Source organism: Glaciimonas sp. Gout2 (assembly GCF_035018905.1).
GTDB lineage: Bacteria > Pseudomonadota > Gammaproteobacteria > Burkholderiales > Burkholderiaceae_D > Glaciimonas.
In genome coordinates this window covers 25,463-42,662 of sequence record NZ_JASJXA010000027.1, presented here as the reverse complement: position 1 = coordinate 42,662, position 17,200 = coordinate 25,463, and the positions used below count along the sequence as shown (strand labels likewise).

The 17,200-nt window shown below is 49.9% G+C and carries 17 protein-coding genes and 1 tRNA gene; 8 read left to right on the top strand and 10 right to left on the bottom strand.

The features are described from left to right. Positions 1–96 precede the first annotated feature (96 nt). Both QN379_RS16810 and QN379_RS16805 read left to right on the top strand, forming a co-directional pair. Entirely contained in the window at positions 97–1,419 is a 1,323-nt protein-coding gene (locus QN379_RS16810) for an Nramp family divalent metal transporter (RefSeq protein WP_322239781.1), read from the top strand. 468 nt (positions 1,420–1,887) lie between these two features. After that, positions 1,888–1,963, top strand: a tRNA-Gly gene (locus tag QN379_RS16805). A 187-nt stretch (positions 1,964–2,150) separates the two neighbouring features. On the opposite strand, the gene QN379_RS16800 is transcribed toward QN379_RS16805, so the two are convergent. The 7 genes from QN379_RS16800 to QN379_RS16770 form a co-directional block, all read right to left on the bottom strand. After that, entirely contained in the window at positions 2,151–3,482 is a 1,332-nt protein-coding gene (locus QN379_RS16800; RefSeq protein ID WP_322239779.1) for an MSMEG_0569 family flavin-dependent oxidoreductase, read from the bottom strand. An 85-nt stretch (positions 3,483–3,567) separates the two neighbouring features. Beyond that, the gene (locus tag QN379_RS16795; protein ID WP_322239777.1) at positions 3,568–3,855 is read right to left on the bottom strand and encodes an MSMEG_0570 family nitrogen starvation response protein; all 288 of its coding nucleotides are present in this window, start codon (positions 3,853–3,855) and stop codon (positions 3,568–3,570) included. An 82-nt stretch (positions 3,856–3,937) separates the two neighbouring features. Then, the gene (locus QN379_RS16790; protein ID WP_322239775.1) at positions 3,938–4,990 is read right to left on the bottom strand and encodes a sll0787 family AIR synthase-like protein; all 1,053 of its coding nucleotides are present in this window, start codon (positions 4,988–4,990) and stop codon (positions 3,938–3,940) included. Then, on the bottom strand, positions 4,987–5,547 hold the full coding sequence (locus tag QN379_RS16785; protein WP_322239773.1) for an MSMEG_0567/Sll0786 family nitrogen starvation N-acetyltransferase: 561 nt from the start codon (positions 5,545–5,547) through the stop codon (positions 4,987–4,989). The genes QN379_RS16790 and QN379_RS16785 overlap by 4 nt, the downstream gene beginning before the upstream one ends. After that, on the bottom strand, positions 5,544–6,656 hold the full coding sequence (locus tag QN379_RS16780; protein WP_323507124.1) for an MSMEG_0568 family radical SAM protein: 1,113 nt from the start codon (positions 6,654–6,656) through the stop codon (positions 5,544–5,546). The genes QN379_RS16785 and QN379_RS16780 overlap by 4 nt, the downstream gene beginning before the upstream one ends. Next, the gene (locus QN379_RS16775) at positions 6,616–7,677 is read right to left on the bottom strand and encodes a Nit6803 family nitrilase (protein ID WP_323507123.1); all 1,062 of its coding nucleotides are present in this window, start codon (positions 7,675–7,677) and stop codon (positions 6,616–6,618) included. The genes QN379_RS16780 and QN379_RS16775 overlap by 41 nt, the downstream gene beginning before the upstream one ends. Positions 7,678–7,714: 37 nt before the next feature. Continuing rightward, positions 7,715–8,197 (bottom strand): MSMEG_0572/Sll0783 family nitrogen starvation response protein, encoded by a 483-nt coding sequence (locus QN379_RS16770; protein WP_322239767.1) that lies wholly within the window; start codon positions 8,195–8,197, stop codon positions 7,715–7,717. Between the two features lie 470 nt (positions 8,198–8,667). Between QN379_RS16770 and QN379_RS16765 the strand changes: the two genes are divergently transcribed. The 6 genes from QN379_RS16765 (at position 8,668) to QN379_RS16740 (ending at position 15,272) form a co-directional block, all read left to right on the top strand. Beyond that, positions 8,668–10,062: a PLP-dependent aminotransferase family protein gene (locus tag QN379_RS16765; RefSeq protein ID WP_322239765.1), complete on the top strand. Its 1,395-nt coding sequence runs from the start codon at positions 8,668–8,670 to the stop codon at positions 10,060–10,062. Between the two features lie 684 nt (positions 10,063–10,746). Beyond that, the gene (locus tag QN379_RS16760; protein WP_322239763.1) at positions 10,747–10,881 is read left to right on the top strand and encodes a hypothetical protein; all 135 of its coding nucleotides are present in this window, start codon (positions 10,747–10,749) and stop codon (positions 10,879–10,881) included. 156 nt (positions 10,882–11,037) lie between these two features. Next, positions 11,038–12,177 carry a porin gene (locus tag QN379_RS16755; RefSeq protein WP_322239761.1) on the top strand — a complete coding sequence of 380 codons (1,140 nt, stop codon included), beginning with the start codon at positions 11,038–11,040 and terminating at the stop codon, positions 12,175–12,177. A gap of 217 nt (positions 12,178–12,394) precedes the next feature. Next, positions 12,395–13,513 carry a branched-chain amino acid ABC transporter substrate-binding protein gene (locus QN379_RS16750; protein WP_322239759.1) on the top strand — a complete coding sequence of 373 codons (1,119 nt, stop codon included), beginning with the start codon at positions 12,395–12,397 and terminating at the stop codon, positions 13,511–13,513. Between the two features lie 67 nt (positions 13,514–13,580). Further along, positions 13,581–14,333, top strand: coding sequence for a class I SAM-dependent methyltransferase (locus QN379_RS16745; protein WP_322239757.1), 753 nt, complete (start codon positions 13,581–13,583; stop codon positions 14,331–14,333). A gap of 33 nt (positions 14,334–14,366) precedes the next feature. Next, a complete protein-coding gene (locus QN379_RS16740) occupies positions 14,367–15,272 on the top strand; it encodes a LysR substrate-binding domain-containing protein (RefSeq protein ID WP_322239755.1) in 906 nt (301 codons plus the stop codon). Here QN379_RS16740 and QN379_RS16735 read toward each other — a convergent pair. Genes QN379_RS16735 through QN379_RS16725 form a run of 3 tightly spaced genes read right to left on the bottom strand, consistent with a single transcriptional unit; the run spans position 15,265 to position 17,197 of the window. Next, the gene (locus QN379_RS16735) at positions 15,265–15,582 is read right to left on the bottom strand and encodes a YciI family protein (RefSeq protein WP_322239753.1); all 318 of its coding nucleotides are present in this window, start codon (positions 15,580–15,582) and stop codon (positions 15,265–15,267) included. The genes QN379_RS16740 and QN379_RS16735 overlap by 8 nt on opposite strands. Then, positions 15,579–16,244, bottom strand: a complete 666-nt coding sequence (locus tag QN379_RS16730) for a polysaccharide deacetylase family protein (RefSeq protein WP_322239751.1) — start codon at positions 16,242–16,244, stop codon at positions 15,579–15,581. The genes QN379_RS16735 and QN379_RS16730 overlap by 4 nt, the downstream gene beginning before the upstream one ends. A gap of 2 nt (positions 16,245–16,246) precedes the next feature. Continuing rightward, positions 16,247–17,197 (bottom strand): carbon-nitrogen hydrolase family protein, encoded by a 951-nt coding sequence (locus QN379_RS16725; protein ID WP_322239749.1) that lies wholly within the window; start codon positions 17,195–17,197, stop codon positions 16,247–16,249. Positions 17,198–17,200: the final 3 nt, after the last annotated feature.

Genomic DNA, 17,200 nt, shown 5'->3' with positions numbered 1-17,200 from the left:
CGTTACACTAGTGATGCATTATTTGATAGGCTTCAAACCATCGCAGAGCACCAGCCTTGCGATTGAATCAAATTCATCCTCGTGTACTGAAAAACTATGTTTGGTTTACCTACTACGGCCACTGCGCCATTCTGCCCGTCTGAAGTCGTCGGTACGGTAGCAGTTTCTCCCACTGCACCGCTATGGCGAAAAATAGTCCGCTTTACTGGTCCAGGTTTGTTGGTCTCAATCGGTTACATGGACCCCGGAAATTGGGCGACCGATATTCAGGCGGGATCACAATTCGGCTATAGCTTGCTTTTTGTGGTGATTTTGTCGAGCCTTGCTGCGATCGTGTTGCAGTGTCTGAGTATGCGACTCGGTATTGCCACCCAAAAAGATCTAGCAGTGCATTGCCGCGAACAATACAGTCCACGTGCGGGCAAAACTCTGTGGTTTTTTGCTGAGGTTTCGATCATCGCGTGTGATGTTGCCGAGGTATTGGGAAGCGCACTGGCGTTCAAGTTACTGTTTGGCGTATCGCTGGTGACTGGGGTATTGCTGACGGCATTTGATACGATTATCGTGCTCGGTCTTAAAGGAAAAGGCTTTCGGCAGATTGAGGCAATCATTCTTGGTTTGATTCTCACCATCAGTGTTTGTCTGTTTGCCGAACTGTTATTTGTCAAGCCAGACTGGAGCGCCGTCGCCGCTGGCGCGATCCCGTCGTTAAAAGCGCTGGCCGGCCAAGAACCGCTTTATTTGGCTATTGGCATTCTTGGTGCGACGATCATGCCGCATAATCTCTATTTGCACTCTTCGATTGTCCAGACTCGCGTGGTTGAGAGTAATGATCGCAGCCGGCAGCAGGCGATCCGGTTTTCACGTCTGGATACGATATTTTCCCTGATGGTCGCGCTAGTGATCAATGTCGCTATTCTGGTTTTGGCTGGCGCTGCCTTTCACACCAGCGGTAGTCACGTTGCTGTGGAAATCGACGAAGCGTTCCACTTACTAGACCCGATTGCGGGCACCGCCGTGGCAGGTATTTTATTTGGCGTGGCCTTGCTGGCCTCAGGCCAAAGCTCGACATTTACCGGAACAATCGCAGGCCAGGTCATTATGGATGGTTTTCTAAAAATAAAAATACCCTGCTGGCAGCGCCGCTTGATTACACGCAGCCTGGCTTTGGTGCCGGCATTGATTGGTGTAATCTTGTGGGGCGAACATTCTGTGGGACGTTTGTTGGTGATGAGTCAGGTCGTATTGAGCCTTCAATTACCTTTTGCCATGTATCCGTTGATTAAGCTTACTAGTCGCCGCGACTTAATGGGAGTCTTTGCCAATTCGCTGACAACCTCGGCGCTGTCATGGATGTTGTTCGTTGTTATTTCTGCAGCGAATATCTGGTTGGTTTTACAGGCATTTGGGATGCAATAGCCCATTGGTCTATGGAGATACCGCTTGTGCGATGGTGTCTTTCCCTAAAGAAATTGCGGCAATAAAAATCGTCGAAAGATTTGCGCGCGCAGCTTCCGGTAACGCGAGAGTCGCCTCAGTGTCGAAAATTTACATAAGATTTCTTTGCGCTGTTGATTTTTTGGATGATTCAGTGTGATAATTAAATTATCGAAATGTGATGAGGGATTTGTCACCACATTGTTGAATGTTGTGTTTTAACGCTATATTTACCATTGTGAAGACATTTTTTATCAAGTTTGAATTAGGTGTTGTGCGTTTGTTGAAGGGCTGCTATACTTCGGTCCTTCGTTAGTTAGCTTTAAATGTGTTTTGCGATTTTAAGTAAAGCATAGCCGATACAAGAGTAGATTCACCTTTCGCCGAGGTCACTCTCCAGATAGGTTTGGATTTCGGGAATCTCCTCCTGTATCGGTTAGCAAAGAAAACGCGGGAGTAGCTCAGTTGGTAGAGCGATACCTTGCCAAGGTATAGGTCGAGAGTTCGAGCCTCTTCTCCCGCTCCAAAATAAGAAAGGAAGCCCAAAAGGCTTCCTTTTTTTATTGTTGGTTTGGTGCAGTTAATTCCCCGGTCAGCCAGTCAGAGCTGCGCTTTTGTCCTTCGGTTTAGTTCTTATTTTTTATCTTTACTTGAATCTGTCTCGTCCTAATATTTAAGTTGATGGTCAGTGAGCGCAAATTTGATGCGTAATTTTAACAATTAAGCGCTGATTTATTTTGCACTTCTAGTTGTGTTGATTGCACAGATATCTTCATGGTAGGCAGGTTTTTATCGCGATGTCGGACAATGTGTTCCAGCAAATATCCGGCATCTCGTGCAATGCCCGAAAATCGTCCCGATCCCCATGTGTATTGCCAAGGCAAGCCAAGAAAATACAGCCCCGCAATGTCTGTCACGCCGCGCGTGTGGCCCGGATAGCCGCGTGCATCAAAGATGGTTTCTTCGATCCAGCTAAAATCGGTACGGAAGCCGATGCACCAGATGACCGCGGCAATGTTATTGCTGCCCATATTAAGACGTTGCGGCGCATCCGCTGGTGGCTCCCAGAGCGGCACGTAGCGTGCTTCCTTTGGTGCATCAATGGCATTGTCGGCGATAAATTTATCGATATTGTTTTTGATGTTTTCGGAGGCCGCATCGGCACTGTCGAGGTTATTTTTTAATTCGCTGCCGAACGTTGCGATACCATCGGCGAACGTCTCGAAGCGACCATATAATTGCATTCCTTCCAGCGCAAATTTGCGCAAATCAATATCGCGTCCACCGTCACGTCCAGTGACGTAGTGATTGGTTTTTTCGCGCACGCCCGTGCCAAGCGGATGGCGCTCAACGGGAAGGTCGTAATACTTCATGTGGTCAAGCCATTCCACCACATCCTTGCCACGATAGGTGCGTGCAACGCGCGGTGCATCACCGACGCATAAGTGCACGCGGCGGCCGGTGAGATGGAGATCCTCAGCTATCTGGCAACCGGATTGTCCTGTACCAACGACCAAAATATCGCCAGGTGGAAGTGACTCAGGATTGACGTAATCAGACGAATGTAATTGCACGATGTGATCGGGTAATTTTTCTGCCGCGCCTGGGATTATTGGTATGTGATAACCACCGATGGCAACCACAACCTGATCAGCTGTCAGGTTGCCTTTGGTTGTTTCGATTTCAAACACGTTTGCAGCATTGCGAAGCAGCCTTGTAACTCCGACGCCCTCGGCGGCAGGTGGTTCGAATGAGGCGACGTATCGGTCAATGTAGTCGACGATATCATCTTTTTTCATGAATCCGTACGGATCGTTTCCAGTATAAGGAAATCCCGGTAATGTGCATTGCCAATTGGGTGTCACCAGACAAAACGTGTCCCAGCGTTCGCTTCTCCAGGCGTGGCCGATACGGTTCTTTTCAAGAATAAGGTGGTCAATGCATTGCTGCTTCAGGTTGTAGCTCATCGACAATCCGGCTTGGCCGCCGCCGATAATCAATACCGAATAATGATTGTCTTGCAATAATTGAGGTGAAGTATTCATATTTATTCTCCAAATGCTGATTGGATAAATGACGGATAAGGGATCAAGCGAATGGTCAATCGCAAAAAGAATGAACAGTCAGCCGTCACGGGCGAAACGCTTCGACAATGACCAATGCGTTTTCCTGATCTTCAAACCGGCTGGCAGTGCGTTCTATTTGACCAAGTTGATCCATCGCGGATGAGCACATGTAGCCAAATTTTTGCTGCACACGCTCGCTCGCCATGGTTAATGCGGCGCTACTGCGTTCTACAAAATCGGGGATTGGATAACTTTTTCCGACTTCCAGATAATCTTTGATGACCCGCGATGGAGAGTAGCAATCGCTGGTTGAATTGTCCGGCCAGCGGACGCTAAAGTGGACTACGGGCATGGTTCTCTCCATATAACAATAAAGGGCGGACGTCGTATCGGATTGTCGAAAATAAAAGGTTTTTAAAATCGTGGCTTTTCACTTAGTGGCTTTTAACTCCGGCGGATATTGCCGACATTGGCCCGCAGCCAATCAACGGCTCTGCGTTGAAGTCCCATAGCGTTTCCGTTTCACCGTTGCGTTGCAACCGCACGACGCCGGAGGCATCGGTGCGACCGATCGCAGCGCAGGCAATGTCTCGCGCTGTGAAGCGCTGCAATACTTGTTCCAGATGTACATCGGCTACGCTGAGCAAAAAACCATAACTGGGGAAGGCGGTTAACCAGCGTTCCAGCGCGACGTTCTGAGGCTTAGGAATAGCATCAAGATTAATGGTCGCACCAATTGCTGAACATTCCAGCAGCATTAATGCAGTGCCGACTACGCCTGCCATGCTAATGTCCTTGCCTGCTTCAGACCAGCCGTCTTCTGCAATCATCGGCAATAGCGCAAGATCATCACGCAGGCGCTGTGCTGGTGAACCGCTGCTGGCATCCCAATAATCATACGGCTCATGGAAGTGCCCACGCAAGTCTATGGCGGCCACCAAGTGCTGACCTGGACGTGCATCGAAGCTGGTCAGAAGCCGCTTGGCTCGGCCAATGATAGCGACCGATAATTGCTCTCTATCATTGCGGCGGTTACTATGACCGCCAACGATTGGCACGTTATAAATGGTTGAGGCCGCTGCCAGTCCTTCCAGTATCGGTTGCGCAGCATCGCCGGTGCGACTCCACAATGCATCGACGATGGCAACTGGACGACCGCCCATGGCATAAATATCACTGACATTGACCATCACGCCACAATATCCGGCAAACCACGGTTCTTGTGCGACAAATTCATTGATAAAGCCTTCAATCGCAAATAACAGATAACCGTTACCGTCGGGTTCAGGGATTGCCGCACAGTCATCTCCGACCGGCACAGCGGCGGTGCGATCATAGGTGGTTCCCAGTGTGCGGATAACGGCATCAATATCTCGCTTATGCGCGATGCCGCGTGAGTCGCGCAACATCGTCGTTAGTGCGCTTAATGTGATTAATGCACCTGATTCTTGTAATGCTGCGTTCAACTTTGGACCGGCGATGTTCATATCGCACCAGGGATCAGCACAAAGCCGATATCGCCATCGTGCATCGGTGGATAAAAGTTAAGGTCGGCTTGCATCAAATGATGTGGACGACCATGGACGTCAATCTCGTCTATCGAGGCCCAGTGCAGTCTTTCAAACAACGGCACGTTCTGGTTTTGTACCTGCGCCAAAAAAGTTTTGCATCCATGTGCATGCGCGGTACGCACTGCCAGGTTAATTAAGCCAGTACCAACTGACCCGATTCGCCGCGCATGACGCGCCACAGCCAGACGTGACCCATACCAGATGCCAGATTGCGACTCGACAATACGGACGGTCCCGACGAGCTCATCGGGCATGTCCGGAATACAGAGAATCGCCGCAATAGGGTATGCGCGTTGATCGATTTCATCTGTATCGTCACCTTCAAAGATGCCTTGCTCATCGCAAAAAACAGCACACCTCAAGCGTTTTGCTGCCTCACGTTCGTATCGTGTCGTCGCAAGTTTGATGCGTACCGTAGCATTTGCAAAAGCGTTATCGGCATTGACAACTAGTGGCGTGCAGACGGCGCTCATGATGGCTTCTTCTCAAAAGTTGATAATGATGAACAGGCACCGCAACGCCCGCAACCCGCTTTGATATCGGTTGAGCGCAAGCCACGCGATTCCAGCATGGCTGCCAGTGGTGTCAGTAGTTCGCGCATGAATTGGGGTGATGGTGCGGGATGATCTTCCAGCGGCGTCCCTGCAATTGGCACAAAAGGCACAACGAACGGATAGACACCGATGGCGATCAGTTTTTCACATATACTCAAAATCGCTTCGGTGGTATCACCAAGTCCAGCGAGTATGTAAGTACTAACCTGACCATATCCAAATACTTCTATAGCGCTTTCAAACGCGTCGAAATAGCGCGCAATCGAAACGCTTGCCTTGCCTGGCATGATACGAGCGCGCACCTCAGGCGTTACTGCTTCGAGATGCATGCCAAGTGAGTCGATTCCGGCATCATGCATGCGCTTGAACCAGAGATCGTCGTCCGGCGGTTCGCATTGCCCTTGAATCGGCAGGTTGACCGCGCTCTTGACGGCAAATGCACTTTCGCACAAAATCTGCGCGCCACGATCGGTGGCATTTGGCGTGCCGGTTGTCATCACCATATGCTTGACGTTATCCAACAGAACAGCAGCACGCGCGACTTCCGCTAATTGTTCGGGCGTCTTGCGCAAAATAGTTCTGCCCGCAGCAAGTGATTGTCCTATCGCGCAGAACTGACAGGATTTACGCCGACTCTCGTAGCGGATGCAGCTTTGTAGCACGGTAGTTGCCAGTACGTCAGAGCCATGTAATGTCGCGATTTTGGAGTAAGGAATACCGTCCATTGTCTGCATTTTGTAAAAACGTGGCTGACGCGGGAACGAGATAACGCCAACGGAAATCCCATCCCGCAGCAACGCACTGGTGCCATCGGGACCGAGTGGCGCAGCCACAAATGGCGACGACCACGCGCTTGCCGTATGCACCGGAATCATCACCGTATGCCCATCCACCACAACCGCCTTATGATCGGATGGGCCGGCCCCGCCGCGCCGACTGGCAGCACCAGCATTGGGGTCATTGAGTCGCAAGCCCAGCGATTGCAGTTCAGTAATTAGTTGTTGATGTGGTGTGGAGACTGTTTGCATGATGTGTGCTCGCAAGAGTTGGGCTGTCGGCGGAGTTGAAGGTTGGTTGTTCGTTTTCGGTGTTATCTGTATCCTCACTAAAAAGTGGTGAAACAGGGGCATGTCGACGGTCATCAACGACCAGTTTTAATAATTCTGGCCGCGCATAGTGACCGACGGAATCCATCATGCGCTTACGTTTGGTGATGAGCGCCATATCGAGATCGGCGATCACCATGCCTTCTCCGCTGCGCAGTGGCTGTGCCAACAGCACACCTTCCGGCGATACGATGGCAGTGCAGCAACCACCACGCAGCGCCTTTTGGACGGCAGGATCGGGTGTGATCGCGATGATCTGGGCATCGGTCAACCAACCGGTGGCGTTCACCACAAAGCAACCAGCCTCAAGCGCATGATGGCGTATCGTTACTTCCATTTGATCGGCGAATATCTGTCCAACCATAGAGCCGGGAAACTGGGCACAATGGATTTCTTCATGCTGCGCCATCAAAGCATAGCGTGCTAGTGGATTGTAGTGTTCCCAACATGCCAGCGCACCCAAACGACCGACGGCGGTTTCCACGACTTTGAGTCCACTGGCGTCGCCTTGACCCCAGATCATGCGCTCGTGATAAGTCGGCGTAATTTTTCTACGTTTTAACACCAGTTCACCATTGGCATCGAACACTAGTTGCGTGTTGTATAGCGTACCGTGATCGCGTTCGTTCACACCCAGCACAACGACTACGCCGTGACTACGAGCAACAGCCGAGACGGCAGCGGTTACCGGACCCGGTACAACGACTGCACGTTCGTATAAAAGCAGGTGTTCAGCACCTGCTGCAAAGGGCGGCCGGACGAAAGAAAAGTAAGGATAGTAGGGCACGAAGGTCTCTGGAAAAACTACGAGCTCCGCACCTTTTGCAGCCGCACTTTCAATCGCTGTACAAACCTTGTACAACGTGCCGCCAGCACTTTCAAGGTCTGGTGCAATCTGAATCGCTGCCGCGCGTACCGTCTTTTTTTGCGATGATCTTGTCATTGTATTGTCCGTTTTCATGATCCGCCCTTTGCAAGGTTTATAGCGTCCAGGTATCAAGAATGAACGCGTTTGCACGCGTGTGGATCAACTTCAAATCCAGTACGTCAAGTGGATTGATTGCGCGAATACCGGGAATCAACGAAGGCTCACCGTGGCCGTATAAAGCTTGAAGCGCAAAGCGGCAGGCATAGACTTTGCCGCCTGCTTCCATGAAAGAAGTGATCCGGTTATTAAAATTCAGATGACCCGGAAATGCCTCATCGCCAAGCGTTGGAAAGCCGCGTTGCAAACCTAATGTGACGCCGGGACCGTATAACAAGATAGAGGTTTCATAACCTTTGCGTTGCAGGCGCGTGGCTTGCAATAAATTGACAAACCCAATCGACCCTTCAAAGGCAACAGTATGAAAAGTAACCAGTGCTTTTTCACCCGGTAAAGCTTTGATATCTTCAAATACTTTCTCTTCGTAATCGACAAAGAAATCGCCTTTAACGTGGGCTGGATGTTTGACCGTTGGCATGTTGATAGCTCCTGATGAATGGGTTGAAATGCGGCGACATTTGCTGATTGCTGTCGGTCAGACGCACTGTCGTGACGGCCTCATTGAATGCATATGGCGTGCCATGCAATCGGTCTATATGCCCATATTGAATGGAAAAAAATGCATGCAATCGATTTTTAAAATGGCAAAGCCGCATTGCTATTGCGTTTCCCACGGGCCTGGATTTGGGCGAATTTCCGGGTTTGATGAAAATCCATTCAATCGTCCCATTCAATTCACATTATGACGTTGCACCATAGCGGAAACGCATGCTTTAACTTCGTGCAAGAAGTGCCTAAAAAATGCGCAGGGATGGTGCAGAACAGGCATATTTTTGGACAATTCGAGTCGAATTACAGAGTGATTGTATGGAATGAAAAATGCATACATTGTATTAAAGATTTTTTTTAGCCTGAAGAGTGACGCAGGATTGAATGGGAGTAATGAAGATGGTAAAGCTTCAAAATGGATGGTTGCCAAAATTGAAAAAGGGAAGCGGCCCTCTCTATCTGACGATTGCCAATGCCATCGCCGACGATATTGCTGTGGGTCAATTAGCCGCAGAGCAACGGTTGCCGCCACAACGTAAGCTGGCTGAGTTGCTGGGCATCGATTTCACTACCGTGGCGCGTGCTTACACAGAAGCACACCGGCGCGGTTTGGTGGATTCTGTGGTTGGGCGCGGTACGTTTGTGTGCGGTCTTCGCCGCCCCAAAATTCCCCGTGTATTTGAAGGGCGACCTAACGTCGACATGTCAATGAACATGCCGCCGGAACCCGTCTCGGAGGAATTATTAACGCTCATGGAAAGCGGCTTTGCCAGCGTGAGTGGTAAGTTAAGAGATTTGCTGCGGTATCAAGATTTTGGCGGATCGCCCGAAGACCGTGAGGCTGGTGCGTTATGGTTGCGCCGACGCGGATTGGTGGTTGATCATGATCGCTTGTTGGTTGTACCTGGTGCGCAAGCTGCGTTGGTCGCCGTGCTAACCACGCTAGCACCATCAGGATCGGTCATTTGTTGTGAAGAGCTGACTTATCCCGGACTAAGAGCATTAGCAGGTCAACTTGGCATCCGTTTGATAGGCTTGCCGATGGATCGTGAGGGAATCGACGCGGTTGCATTTGCGGCTGCATGCGCACAATACGCGCCGAAAGCCTTGTATTGCAATCCGACTTTGCTCAATCCGACTACGATAGTGATGTCACACACGCGGCGACAGGCGTTGGTGGAAGTGGCCCGTCATTATGAGGTGCCGATTATCGAGGACGACGCCTACGGTTTTTTGCCGCGCGTGACGCCACCAGCAATCGCTAGCATCGGTCCGGATGTGACGTTTTATATTGCGGGTTTGGCAAAATGTGTTGGCGCAGGTTTAAGAATTGCTTATCTGGTAGCTCCCGACGCACAATATGCATCCCGGCTGGCATCTGCGGTGCGGGCAACGACGGTGATGGCATCGCCCATTACGTCGGCGTTGGCAACCCGCTGGATTCGCGACGGCACGGCTGATTTGGCGTTGAATGCGATCCGCAAGGAATCGATGGCGCGCCAAAAGCTAGCGGCGCGATTATTACCGGCGGGAAGTTACCTCTCGCATCCGGAGGCTTTCCATTTGTGGATTAGTCTACCTGCGCCATGGGATCGAAAAGCATTTGCAGCGCATTTGCAATCGTCCGGTGTTGGTGTGGTGGCGAGCGATGCTTTTTCGGTATCGATGCAACCGCCGGAAGCGGTGCGGGTCTGCATCGGCGGCGTCGCCAACCGTGAAGAAATTCAGCATGCATTGGAGTTGATTGCGGAGACATTGCGGACGGCACCGCACGTTGCCCCGGCGGTTGTATGATGAACTCTGATTTATATTTGAGTTAGATTTAATAGGGCGTGTTGCTATTGGCATGTTGATTTTAAAATGACTTAATAGGTGTATTTTTTTATCCGAACAGGTCCCGGCGAGTGGCGAGTTCGGCTACGTGTGTTTGCCGTCGTACCGAAAACGTACCTATTTTCGATAGGTTCGAACGAAAAACAATCATTGTCTTGGTGGTTGCAGTGAATATGATTTGCGGAATGCTGTTTAGCCAGGCGTCGAGTATCGTGCTGCTGATCTGCACGTGTATTCAAATCGTTCGCATTAATTGCGCTCACTAATCGTTCCCCCCCTGAGCGTTCTCACTAGCTGAAGTACAGCTTAGTAACTCGCCAAACCTCTTACACCGGTATCTGCTTCTTGTTGCAGTTGGTCAGATGACCTGTGCTGCCGCATATACATGTTGCTGCTACTGCAGCCTTACATGCGTTCGGGTAGCCGTGGCGAATCGCTGCGCCGCTCAAGAGCGAAGCATGTGAAAGAGAGCTTACTTTAATGTTGGATTGAATTAATTTGAATCACGGACGAATTTTTTGATTTGCTTCGGATATTTCGTGTTGCTAATCTTAAGTCACTATTTATTTCGCTGAAACTAAGTTTTTTTCGGTGGCGAGATATCCGTTACCAGCTTCGTAAGCTTGAACTTGACTTCGGTTGACTATGTTGTTGCTCCCACTATGCGACGTTGGCACGCCACGTTGGTTACTAGGTCAGCGTTTGTTGGGATTTCGCGAAGATGATGCTACCACCCGGACTGACAAGCAGCAATTGGACTTGCATCGCTCCCGACTGTAGCGCTTTTCAGGTATTCGCAAGTGCTCTATCACGGCTTTAAATTGAGTGCCAACCGACAACATGGAAGGGGATATACAACCAAAGAAAATTACTGACAACTCTTTACTTTCGCAATACCCGCAGATGACTAAAAAAATTATATATAGGGATTATTAAATGAAAAAATCATGCATCGCACTTGCAGTGCTAGCCGCAGGCACAGCGCAAGCACAAAGCTCGGTCACAATCTACGGCATCGTTGATACTGGCGTCGCCTATACAAACAAAGCTAATACGACCGCAGTACCGGGTGGCAAGACGGGTAGTCAATTAAGCATGGTCTCCGGGATCGTCCAGGGGTCACGTCTAGGCTTCAAAGGCGTTGAAGATTTGGGGAGCGGTCTGAAGGCGGTGTTCCAACTGGAAACTGGCTTCGCCAATGACACCGGTGCATTGCAAAGCGACAAAGGGACATCTACTTTATTCCGTCGTAAATCCGTAGTTGGCTTGAGTGGCAACTTTGGGACTGTTCTGCTTGGTCGTCAAACTGACCTTCTGGACGATGTCAGTGTGTGGACCTCTATTGTCGATTTTGGTACTTTTGTTGCTGCACCGGGACATGTTCTGGACCGCCTGGAAGGTACTCGCACCAACAACTCGATCCGTTACAACACGCCAAGCCTGGCTGGTTTTACTGCTAGCGCGATCTATGGTTTAGGGGAAGTCGCCGGTCAGACATCGACAGGTCAATCGTTTGGTCTGGGTGGTCAATATCTAAGAGGCCCCATCACTTTATTCGCTGCTTACTACCAATCTAAACTAGGCACGCCCACGGCTGGAGCTAGCGACGTTTCCTTAGTTAATTCTGCTCCCGTATTCATCGGTCATCCCGGTGATACAGCGCTGAAGACATTTACGCTAGGGGCTAGCTATCAAGCCGGTCCGGCACGTCTGTATGGTAACTGGTCGCGTGCGAAGCAACCACTGGCAAGTGCGGCGACCAATAACATCATCGGTGGCTTGAGCAACGACAAGGCTGATATTTTCGAAGCTGGCGTAAATTACGCTGTTACCGGTCCCTTACATCTACTTGCTAGTGTGCAACATACTAAACTCGATTTCATTGGCGCTAAAAACGGTACATTGAATCAGTTCAATCTGGGTGCCGACTATTTTCTTTCGAAACGTACTGACTTGTACGCATTCGTGTCGGACCTACGCGCGACAAATACAACCAACCCGGGGGTTTTGGGTTCTACAGTTGGTGCATCGGGTAACCAGGCAGCAGTTGCTTTGGGTGTCCGCCATAAGTTCTAAAATACTTGAGATGATTTTCAGGTTGCCTGGGACCGCATATTAACCAATAGAGGAAGTCCTATGATAGTTAGCCTTTCATAGGCGGCATAGGACTTTCCCTATTTTTGCTTCTGTCAATAACCCAGTGTAGATATTCAAATTGGCACATCGGCAAAATTTCTAAAATACGCTGTTTGGAGTGTCACGGGGCATTCCATTGCACAATACTGGATCTGTCATGGAAAATGGAAAAACTGGATTTAAATTAATTTTTATATTGGCATTGCTAATTTGTTGTAATCCGACTTTTGCAGCCAACGATACGGCAGATACTACTCTATACGTCGTCGCGCCTTTTTCCGGCAGTCTGTCCAACTTTGGCACGCAGATTCGTGCAGGTGTAACGGCAGCAATAAATCATGCTAATGCAAGTCAAAAAAATAGGGGGCACTTAACGGCCGAATTCATTGATGACGGTTGTGCGGCTGATCGAGCTGAAACGATTGCAAAGCAGCTAGTTGAAAAAAAAGCGGAAGCTGTACTTGGACATGTTTGTTCGATTGCCTCAATGCCTGCGTCCGTGATATATGCCGAGGCAAATATTGCGATGGTTTCAGCGGCGTCATCCAATTCGGCATTAACGGAACGTGGCTTGCATAATGTGTTTCGCGTAGCCGGTCGAGATGATGAGCAGGCCAAACTGGCTGCAGGATTTATCGCTGAAAAATTCGCAGGAAAGAAAATTGCGATCGTTCAAGAAGGCGACCTTACCGGGAAAGGGCACGGCGGAAGGGTTCTCGATGCACTTGCGAAAAAAGGAATCAAGCCTGAGCGAATATTTACTCTTGATGGTACCGAGCAGATTTCGACGATTGCCGCAGATCTGGTCAAAAGTGAGATTGATGTCATTTTTTACGGTGGACACCAGGCGGCGGAGTTGGGCGAGCTTCTAAAACAAACACGTGCCGCTCAATTTAAAGGACAATTTATTTCCAACGATGGCGCGGGAAATCACAGTGTATGGGACGCTTCGAGCGGTGCGGCAGAAGGGCTGCTCTTCACCTTCGATCACGACTATCGCGACGAGCCTAGCGCGCGTGAGGCATTGGTGTCTTTACAGGCTATTGGAGCGGAACCTGATGGATTCACCCTGAATGCTTATGCAAGTACCCAAATTCTGATTCAAGCGCTGGAGAAAAATCGAGGGAGGATGGGAAATAATATCGTCGATTATTTGCATTCGCACTCTTTCGATACGGCGCTGGGCACTGTGAAATTCGACAGCAAGGGCGACCTTACTGAGCCGCATGAGTCGCTATTCATTTGGCGCAATGGAAAGGCTGAGCAGTTGCGCTAACGCGAGGCTGATAGATTGTGATTTTTAATGTATAGTTTTATCATAGATCCGGTAACGAAAGTCCAGCATGAATTCTTGCCTTTCTGCTACGCAATCACTTGATGTTCGGTTTGTCCGAGATTATGGTCTGCGCGTTGTTGAATTACTGAACGTCGAACAGGGAGAGGAGGTCCTCGACTTGGGGTGTGGTGACGGCTTGCTTTCTGCACTGTTGATGGAAAGTGGTGCGCGCGTCACCGGTGTGGATATCGATCCTGATGCTGTGAAACGCGCCAGAGAACGTGGCGTGAACGCGTTTGTACTTGACGCTCAAAACCTGAGCTTTCCAGCGCGATTCAATGCCGTTTTTTCCCATGCATCCATTCATTGGATGCCGGAAGTGGACAAGGTATTTGCGGGTGTCTGGCGTGCTCTAAAACCCGGCGGACGTTTTGTGGTGGAAACCGGAGCGCATCGTAATGTGGCTGCGATCCACACCGCTATGATCGCTACGCTGCTCCATTTCGGCGTCAAAGAGGAGGAAGTGCCGCGTTTCTATTACCCAGCCTCCGACGAGTGTTGTGATTTGCTGGAGGTCAGTGGTTTTTCTGTTATTTCCATCCAGACATTTCCTCGTCCGACACCTTTACCAAAAGGAATTGAGGCTTGGTTCGAGATGTTTGGTGAACCATTCTTTTCTAAGGTGCCGCCGGAGCTTCGGATGGAGGCGATGGGCTATGCCAAGAAATTGCTTGAACCTGTGTTGAAAACGGGACATGGTGATTGGATTGCTGATTACGTACATCTCCGGTTTAAAGCTGTCAAAGCTACTAACCGATAGCCGATTCCATTTTCATTTTTGCCGAAACTTCAAATGAGCCGCCTTCCGTCCCTTCGCGCAATGCGTGCTTTTCAAGTAACGGGAAAGCATCTTAACCTCGCCGATGCTGCCGAAGAGCTATGTATCACAGCGTCGGGTGTCAGTCATCAGATTCGGCTCTTGGAGGATGATCTTGGTACCAAGTTATTTAATCGGACTGGTCGCGGCCTGGAGTTGACCGAGCGCGGTGCGGAACTTTTGTTAGTATTGTCGGATATTTTCGATAATCTTCATAACGCTATTTCAGAATTCCGAGAGAACAAGAAGGGAGGGGCGGTACATATCGCTATGCCTGTTAATTTCGCCTCACGCTGGTTTATTCCTAATCTGGCTAAATTCGAGGAGATGCATCCTCACGTCAACATACGGTTGTCTTCGCAGGACGGCAGCATGACGCGCCCTGGCAGAAATGATCTCGATTGTGCCATTCGCTTCGGCCAGACTGATTGGCCGGGTTACTCGAAAATTCCACTGTTTTCCGAGAAACTTGTCATTGTTTGCAGTCCAAGACTTTTGCGCCTCACTAAAAGTATTTCGGGAAGCTTGCAAGAATTTCGATTTTTGCAGGTAGAAACTCAGCCGGGGGAGTGGGAGGCATGGGCTCGTGGAACCGGAATGGATCTTCCTTTGCATGCACGGAAATTGATATTTGAAAGCAGGGAGTTGGCGATCCAGGGCTCCATTGAAGGACTCGGCATCACACTCGCCGGGTTTTCTGAAATTGCGGAAGATATACGCGTAGGGCGACTTGTCCAGGTCATGGAAGACAGACACGTGGTGAATGGAACTTATTACTTTCTTGTGTCAGACGAGCGCGCAGCCTTGCCGGGGCTGCGCAGCTTGACTGAGTGGGTTCGTAGTGAATTCTCCGAACGTTCCAGCCACTTGCTAGCTAGTTAACACCGGCAAATGGCTTCCTGATCCGGGCTTCAAAAGCAGAAATGCTTACCTCCTTGAATAGCCCTGCCAGATGAAACGGGTCATTGTATGCGAAAAATTCAGCGTCAGAAATAACATCAAATTCGACCAGGTACATACTGCCGATTTCTGTTGCAGCAGGTGCGTCTTCATGATTGCCATTCTCTAAAAGTGCCCCGGCCAAAAGAATCGACGCGGCATATCGCGAAAGGTACTCTAGATGCGGCTGCCTAAGCCTGTTCCTCTCGGTGCCGCTTCCGTGCCTGTCTATCCGATAGATGCAAAAGATCATGCTTGTCTCGTTTCTTTCTTTGCGACATATCCTTCGATATTTTGCAAAATTTTCCCGTCTGCGATTGGCACAATATGATCAGGAAAGGCCTGCTTGATCTGGAAGCCCTTTTCCTTGAGCTTGACAATCAATGCATCGAGTTGCGCACCGATTGTTTTCTCACTGTCTCTTAGCGCTAAACAGGTCCACTCTTTTCCTTCGCAATGGTCAACGCACATGTCTACCCATGAGTCGACGTTTTTCCATTCGCGAGGTGTGAAATCCCACAGAACGCACTTGTATTTTTTTTCCAGTAAGTGGTCTACCGCGACAGTGTTCAACAAGCGCGTATCGAGAACGCCACCGAAGCCATACGGCCGATACATGATCTCGGGATTCGCAAGTGCGCCAAGCGCCTCGAAGCCCAGATCGATTTCAGGTATGGCATCCTCGAAATTTTCCATCCATCCCATCGGCGTTTTGTGCATGTGAGAATGGCTACCGTACCAGTGACCTTCCCGCACTGCGCGTTCTGCCGCATCTCTTGCTTCCGGGTCTTCAAGTTTCGAGCATATGGCAAAGAAACTGCTTTTGATATTGTGCTTTTTTAGTACATCAAGCACAACATGTGTGGTTTCTGCGTCCGGACCGTCATCAAAAGACAGCGTTACATATTTTTCCATTTTTATACTCCAGAATTAAAAGATGATTGGTAAGTGGTTTCGATGTTGAGTTGCTTGCTGAGGTTAACCTGTAATTTCAATACGTCTGGCCGGGAGTAATGACCGCAGCCATCGACTATATGTTTCCACTCTGCAATGAGTTTGAAGTCAAGTTGCGCCGTCAAAAGTTCTTCATTGTCAGCTTGTGCACGCGCCAGATATTTTCCGCCAGGAGCAACGATGGACGACGCACCACCGCCAATTTTCAGCTTTTGTGAGGCTTCAGTGCCCAGATAGTCGGCAATGTCTTCGGTAAAAATAGAGGTGGTACTAATGACAAACGACGCCGACTCGATCGCATACATGCGTACCGCTGCGTCAATCAGGTCGTCAGTCCAAGGCATCCCGCCCGGCCAATTTGCGATATGAATATCTTCTCCCTGTGCCTGGATTGCGTATCGGAAAAGAGGGTTTGTATGCTCATAGCAGATCAGGGCACCAACTTTCCCTACGCTGGTATTCCACGTCTGCAAATCGGATCCATCGCCTTTTCCCCATGTAATCCGTTCATGATGCGTAGGCACGAGCTTGCGGCGGCAGCCAAGGATTGATCCGTCAGCATCAATGGAAAGCTGGCTGTTGTAGATTGTGCCGCCGTCTAACTCGTTGATGCCAATGACTGAGACACAGCCGGCTTCGCGTGCCGCTGTCTGCAGACGCTTGACAATAGGAGAATCGAGCCGTAATGCTTGCTCGTATAACTTACCGGAAAAACGAATCCGGGCGCTGTAGGGATCGTGGATCAATGTCCAATAGGGATAACCAGGCAGAACCGTTTCCGGAAACACGACCAGCTCGGCGCCGAGCTTGCCGGCTTCTGCGATTTTTTCGATGATCTTGTCTGCGGTGGCTTCCAAATTCATGTAGACCGGTGCAATTTGCGCAGCGCAAACAATGGGATTCTGGGATTTCATTCA

What these genes read in the sequence shown, in the direction of transcription:
- QN379_RS16810 (WP_322239781.1), top strand. Translation starts at nt 97, where the DNA reads ATGTTTGGTTTACCTACTACGGCCACTGCGCCATTCTGCCCGTCTGAA.
- QN379_RS16800 (WP_322239779.1), bottom strand. Translation starts at nt 3,482, where the DNA reads ATGAATACTTCACCTCAATTATTGCAAGACAATCATTATTCGGTATTG.
- QN379_RS16795 (WP_322239777.1), bottom strand. Translation starts at nt 3,855, where the DNA reads ATGCCCGTAGTCCACTTTAGCGTCCGCTGGCCGGACAATTCAACCAGC.
- QN379_RS16790 (WP_322239775.1), bottom strand. Translation starts at nt 4,990, where the DNA reads ATGAACATCGCCGGTCCAAAGTTGAACGCAGCATTACAAGAATCAGGT.
- QN379_RS16785 (WP_322239773.1), bottom strand. Translation starts at nt 5,547, where the DNA reads ATGAGCGCCGTCTGCACGCCACTAGTTGTCAATGCCGATAACGCTTTT.
- QN379_RS16780 (WP_323507124.1), bottom strand. Translation starts at nt 6,656, where the DNA reads ATGCAAACAGTCTCCACACCACATCAACAACTAATTACTGAACTGCAA.
- QN379_RS16775 (WP_323507123.1), bottom strand. Translation starts at nt 7,677, where the DNA reads ATGACAAGATCATCGCAAAAAAAGACGGTACGCGCGGCAGCGATTCAG.
- QN379_RS16770 (WP_322239767.1), bottom strand. Translation starts at nt 8,197, where the DNA reads ATGCCAACGGTCAAACATCCAGCCCACGTTAAAGGCGATTTCTTTGTC.
- QN379_RS16765 (WP_322239765.1), top strand. Translation starts at nt 8,668, where the DNA reads ATGGTAAAGCTTCAAAATGGATGGTTGCCAAAATTGAAAAAGGGAAGC.
- QN379_RS16760 (WP_322239763.1), top strand. Translation starts at nt 10,747, where the DNA reads ATGTTGTTGCTCCCACTATGCGACGTTGGCACGCCACGTTGGTTACTA.
- QN379_RS16755 (WP_322239761.1), top strand. Translation starts at nt 11,038, where the DNA reads ATGAAAAAATCATGCATCGCACTTGCAGTGCTAGCCGCAGGCACAGCG.
- QN379_RS16750 (WP_322239759.1), top strand. Translation starts at nt 12,395, where the DNA reads ATGGAAAATGGAAAAACTGGATTTAAATTAATTTTTATATTGGCATTG.
- QN379_RS16745 (WP_322239757.1), top strand. Translation starts at nt 13,581, where the DNA reads ATGAATTCTTGCCTTTCTGCTACGCAATCACTTGATGTTCGGTTTGTC.
- QN379_RS16740 (WP_322239755.1), top strand. Translation starts at nt 14,367, where the DNA reads ATGAGCCGCCTTCCGTCCCTTCGCGCAATGCGTGCTTTTCAAGTAACG.
- QN379_RS16735 (WP_322239753.1), bottom strand. Translation starts at nt 15,582, where the DNA reads ATGATCTTTTGCATCTATCGGATAGACAGGCACGGAAGCGGCACCGAG.
- QN379_RS16730 (WP_322239751.1), bottom strand. Translation starts at nt 16,244, where the DNA reads ATGGAAAAATATGTAACGCTGTCTTTTGATGACGGTCCGGACGCAGAA.
- QN379_RS16725 (WP_322239749.1), bottom strand. Translation starts at nt 17,197, where the DNA reads ATGAAATCCCAGAATCCCATTGTTTGCGCTGCGCAAATTGCACCGGTC.